Genomic DNA, 5,377 nt, shown 5'->3' with positions numbered 1-5,377 from the left:
TGCATTCGCCGCAGCAGCGTGGCGAGGATTTGAGCGATCTGGGTTTGCGTCGCGGTCGATAGATTCGGCCACAGGCGCGGAATGTCGGCCGTCGGGCGGCCGGGTGGATTTGCCAACGTCGGCAGTGGTCGATACGCAACGCGACCTGGAAGCGGTCGGTGGGTCATCGCGAATCACCTTCTCGTCGAGAAGGCTGAGACTCGCGCTCAAATGTTGCATCAATGGGATCAGCGTACGTGCACTGATGCGCGGCAGATCGGCGGCGTTCGGGTGGGGCGTGATCGGCGTTCTCGGCAAGATCCGTCGACGCGATCCGAACCGCCCGCGGCCGGCCGTCCGGCAGCGCAACAACGACGTAGGCAGGACCGCGCCCCGACCGCTCCTTGAGCACCTCAAGCGGTGCCCAAACAGAAAATGATGCGGGTCGGTGATCGTGACGTGAGACACGACCCGCTCAAGAATAGGGGTACTCTGACGTGTTCGGCGATCCCACTCTCGGTGACGCGATATTGGATCGCATCATTCACAATGCCCACCGCCTCGAGCTCAAAGGCGACAGCCTGCGCCGGCAGGCCAGCGAAAGGAAAAAGACGTGAACTACCTCACGCGCGATCGTCCCGCCGGCCCACAGGCCCCTCCCGCGCGCGTCGCTGCGTCGCTCGTGGGGGCACTCCGCGCCGCGCACGGGGCCCTCCCAGGGACCGCCGGGACGATCTCCAAACCAATCGCCAACCTTGACCAGGAGACAATTTCCAGCACAGATGCAATCGTCAGTCGTGTCCGCTTTCGAACCTGATCACGATCACTGGAATCCGTGATCACCATCGTCTGGAACACCTGATCACCATCCCTGGAATGCGCACTGAATTCGGAAGGCGCCAAGCCAACCCCACCGATTCCTAATTCTTGGACCGCCATTAGCGTCTTAAGCACGGCGTCGAACAGTCGACAGTGCGATGACGCATCGAGAGCTTGGACGAGAAGTGGACGCAAAGGAGGCCTCGCGCGGACAATTTTCTCGCTCTGAAACCCTGCGGCTAACAGTACGAACCAAGCCGGCCTACGAAACACCTTGGCGCGCCGCTGAACACGCAAGCTTTAGCTGATTTTTTTACCGTCTTCGGCGGGGCGAGCACGCGGTCCAGAGAGTCTTGCGCGTATCCCCAAGGTCCTCCTTATGCATTCGCCAGCTTTCAATCCTAGTTCGCTCATTTTCTCGGTTCTGTTGGTGAAGAGAAGCAAAGATGTCTGATGCAGTAGGTAGTTTCTTTATTTCCAGGAGACCTGCCTTACCCTAGAATTGGTAGCGCGACTCGCCTGGTGTTTGCTGTATATTTGGCCTCGGGACGAATGGTTCGCGACTAGAGCGTCGCAATTGGTTGCCGCGATCTGCAACGATCATGCGAGATGGCCGTGACAGTTCTCTAAACGTGGTACGGATCCCGCCATTGCTGAAGCGTCCAAGAACGGAACTGCAGATGCCAAGTCCGACAGACGATCCACTTATTCCACCAACACCCACAAATTCCACGTACGGGTGCCTCGCCGGACCGGTGCAGTTCGCGCTTGGAAGCGACAAGCGAGCTAGGCCGACAATCCCGACCAACGACCACTTTTGCGCTTGGCAGCGCTGCGGCGGCGAACGTTCAGTGTCGTGCTCGCGGCGCACCTTGTGGGCGCAAGAAAAGTGCAGCAGATCTAAACAGACAAGGAGCCATGGCGCCGTGCTGCTCGAAGCTAGCGGACAACTCAAAGGCGGGCACACTAGCAAGCCTCCCCAGCTATCTCTCGCATCCGAAACGGCGATGCTCTCTCGTCAACAGAACACGCAGTGACCGATCCGCTCACGCTGTGCGACGAGACGATTGATTACCAGATGATGAAGTTGCAAACTCATGGTCAATGGTTATGAAGCTTGTTGAATATCTTTCCGGAAGCTCCACCGGATCGAGGGTCTTTGTTGGCAAGAATCGTTTTGGAGATTGGGTCGTCCGCGAACAGAACGGCATTTTTGGTGGCTTGTTCGCGAGCCGGGAGCAAGCGCTCAAATACGCACTCTGCGAGAATGGCCAACATCCAGAAGCTATCCTCGAGGTATCTCGCGAGATCGAACTCGATATTCCCCACGATCCGCAGAGACGCGCGGTCTGCCGATCGGCATAGTTGAGAAAGGTTCTTCTTTGCTGCAGCCCTTGCAAGCAGACTGCCACGCCCTTATGTGGGGATGCAGATTGGCTGTAGGGCGAACACGAGCAGTGAAACAGGGACCTCGAGCTTGCGCCTAGCGGACGGGAACAAAGTCGGATCTTCGTTGGCCGCTGTCACCGCCGGGGTCACCCGTGGCTGTAGCCCCGAGGGATTCCTGAACACACCTTCTTTGAGCCTCGCCAACCAGGATTGCGGCGAACGGTAGCCTCTGGCCAAAGATCATTTATCGGCTATTGCCGAAAAGCACTGCCGACACAGTGTCGTTCACTTGCGTACCTTTATCGCGTCCAATATGTCTTGACGGCTCTCGAGAAAGCCTGCGAACACATCGACGATGAACTCGGCGTCCGCGCGAGTCATAGGAGTCGAGATCGAAGCGGTAGCCTGCGGTAGAATGATGCTGTTTTCAGCAAAGAAACGCGTGAGCTGCTTCATTAGGGTTGTTCCAGCAGGCGTGGGATAGCTATCGCGGTAGTCGTTCGGGGGTTGCGCTCGCGGATGGATGCGGAATAGTGAGGCAGCTCCGGTCACACATAGCGGCGCATCCGTGGCTGAGATAGCTCGGCGAATCCCATCCCGGACAATACCTCCAAGGATCTCAAGATGTGCAAAAGCCCCTTGATCGAGATGCTGCATTGCAACCAACCCCGCTGTCATGGATAGAGGATTGGCGGAAAACGTACCGCCTTGCGGAAGCAATGGCCGCCCCGCCGAGGCATCGAATACCTTCATTACGTCCTCGCGACCGCCGATTGCTCCTATTGGCAAACCTCCACCGATGATCTTGCCCATCGTGATGACGTCCGGAACAAGGCCGTAACGTGCGGAAGCCCCCTGAAAACTCTGCCTAAGATTGAGGACCTCATCAGCAATCACAAGAAGCCCGTTCTTGCGGGCAGATTCCTGCACCGCCGCCATGAACTCAGGTTTTGGCGCAACGAGGCCACCGCGGCTCGGCATCGGATCCAGAATGACGGCGGCAAGATCGTGCGCATTCGATGATATTAAGCGGCGTACGCCTTCAACATCATTGAATCGAACCACAACCACTTCATCGAGCACGCTCGCAGGCATACCGCGATATAAGGCATTGGGCTTGGGCTCGCTTTTGTCACCCCAACTGTCCGGTGTCGCCGCTTGACTGACCTCAGCCCAGTCATAGGCGCCATGATAGGCGCCCTCGAGCTTGGCAATCTTCGAACGTCCGGTGAAGGCCCGCGCAGCTTTGATCGCAAACAGCACGGCCTCAGTTCCCGTATTGACGAAGCGGACACGATCAACCTGCGGAATGCGGCCGCAAAGTAGTGCAGCGAGTTCGATTTCGCTCTCCGTCGGATTTGCGAAGCAGCTGCCACGCTGAAGTTGATGGGTTAGTGCTTCGACAACGGGGCCGAAGGCATGCCCATGGATCAACGTCGTAAAGTTGTAATTGAGGTCGAGAAACCGGCGGCCATCGACATCGAACAGGTAGCTGCCTATCCCACGCTCGATATAGAGCGGAGTCGGATCTCGCTCAATGGTTACCCGCGAAGTGCCGTCAGGGAAGACAAGCCGCGCCCGGGTAAAGCTTTCGTTAGACCGCTGCCCAGAATGCGGGCATCCGGCCGCTTGAGCGGAACCTGCAATCTCCTGGTTCACAATACCCTCATTTCTTTTGCCATTTTGCTGAGGTGAGCAGAGCAACACTTGTCACGTTGCCATACTTGCGGGCCCTCCTATTGGGCGAGTCGTCGGGGAGTGCTGGAGGGCTTCCCTGGATTGACACCTGGCCAACTTGAGCATTGCGGCTCCTGAATTAGCTTAGACTAGGTTAGATGCCCTCGTACCGAACCGCCGACATTCAGCGTGTGCCCTCACCCTCATAATTCGGCACGTCCTCATTAAACTGGCGCCGATGGTGGCGAGGTGCTGGGCAGGCGCGCCTCGCGGGTGCGTCGCGATAGCCGCTTCGGGATTGCGGGGGAGCATCATCACCTGGCGGCTGCGTAGTGGCGAGCTCGGCTGGCGCCCTCAGTTTAGCTGCATCACAGCATTCAGGGCGAGTTGCTGACTTACCGTACACATCCAATAAACGATCGAGATACTACCTACTCTGGTGAGAATAGTGCCTTTAACTATTGAGAACGGAGTCGCTACCAATCAACTTGGAAGTGACCCCGAACAAAAAAAGTCCGCTATTTGTTTTCTGCAGCAGCGGTCGGCAAATTCGCACTTCCGACAATAGTTTTGTCTTCGGCCGCTAAGTTTAGCCTTGCGCTAGATTTCGGTCAGCACGCCAACGCTTGCATCGGATGGATGAAGAGAGTGAAAAGCTGTACGGCGTCCGAGATCCTGTTGAGCATCATTTCGACCGCCGGCTTGGGTGATCGCCAAGCGGCCTTTGTCGGAAGTCGGAAGCCGGCCTTGTACCCGCCTTTCCGGAACACGTACAAGCAAGCATATTCGTTCGATCAGAAGCAGTCTAACTCTGAAGCCCGCACACTGCTATGACAGATGGCACGCCATGTACTTCGTGTGTCCGCACAGCACACAACTCAGCGCACGGATCGAACTGTTGCCTAACTGCGCCGCGGTTTGATGCCATGAGTAGTCGTCCGTGAAGAACCTCCAAGCGGTTGATCAAGAATCAGTTTTCGGGGCGAGAAGGTCTTTGGGATTGCAAACTTTCGGGCTTTGACGGCCCAAAAGCTTGCAGTTTCATTTTTGAGGATTCCGTCGAATCACGAGTCGTGATTCCGTCGTCGCATCGGAGGGAGCGATGCGACCAAAGGAACGACGCGGGACGGGACAAACCGATCTTCTGCGCTCGCGGCTGGACGCGATCATCGATATGGGGCACCCGCTGGTGAAGCTGGCGGGGACAATCGACTGGTCGTTCCTGGAGCAGCGGTTCGGGGCGGTCTACGAGGACAAGCCGGGCCGGCCGCCATTGCCGACGCGGCTGATGGCGGGGCTGGCGATCCTCAAGCACACCTACGACCTCTCCGACGAGGTCCTGTGCGAGCGCTGGGTGGAGAACCCCTATTACCAGTTCTTCTGCGGCGAGGAGTTCTTCCAGCACCGATTGGTGTTCGATCGCTCTTCGCTGACGCGCTGGCGCCAGCGGATGGGCGAGGAGAAGCTGCAGGCTTTGCTGCAGGAGAGCCTTTCGGTTGCCACCAAGACCGAG

General features: G+C 57.7%; 3 protein-coding genes and 1 pseudogene. 3 read left to right on the top strand and 1 reads right to left on the bottom strand.

What is annotated here, in order from left to right:
- Positions 1–467: 467 nt before the first annotated feature.
- Positions 468–596, top strand: a pseudogene (locus tag IVA78_RS22945) (ATP-binding protein); the annotation flags it as partial.
- 1,312 nt (positions 597–1,908) lie between these two features.
- Positions 1,909–2,163, top strand: coding sequence for a hypothetical protein (locus IVA78_RS22940; RefSeq protein WP_247468099.1), 255 nt, complete (start codon positions 1,909–1,911; stop codon positions 2,161–2,163).
- A 309-nt stretch (positions 2,164–2,472) separates the two neighbouring features.
- Here IVA78_RS22940 and IVA78_RS22935 read toward each other — a convergent pair whose 3' ends face one another.
- Positions 2,473–3,846: an aspartate aminotransferase family protein gene (locus tag IVA78_RS22935; protein ID WP_247468097.1), complete on the bottom strand. Its 1,374-nt coding sequence runs from the start codon at positions 3,844–3,846 to the stop codon at positions 2,473–2,475.
- Positions 3,847–4,966: 1,120 nt separating this feature from the next.
- Here IVA78_RS22935 and IVA78_RS22930 point away from each other — a divergent pair.
- A partial coding sequence (locus tag IVA78_RS22930) for a transposase (protein WP_247464310.1) occupies positions 4,967–5,377 on the top strand: 411 nt, incomplete at its 3' end.

It is taken from the genome of Bradyrhizobium sp. 137 (genome assembly GCF_023074095.1).
GTDB lineage: Bacteria > Pseudomonadota > Alphaproteobacteria > Rhizobiales > Xanthobacteraceae > Bradyrhizobium.
This window is presented reverse-complemented; position numbering and strand designations above follow the sequence as displayed.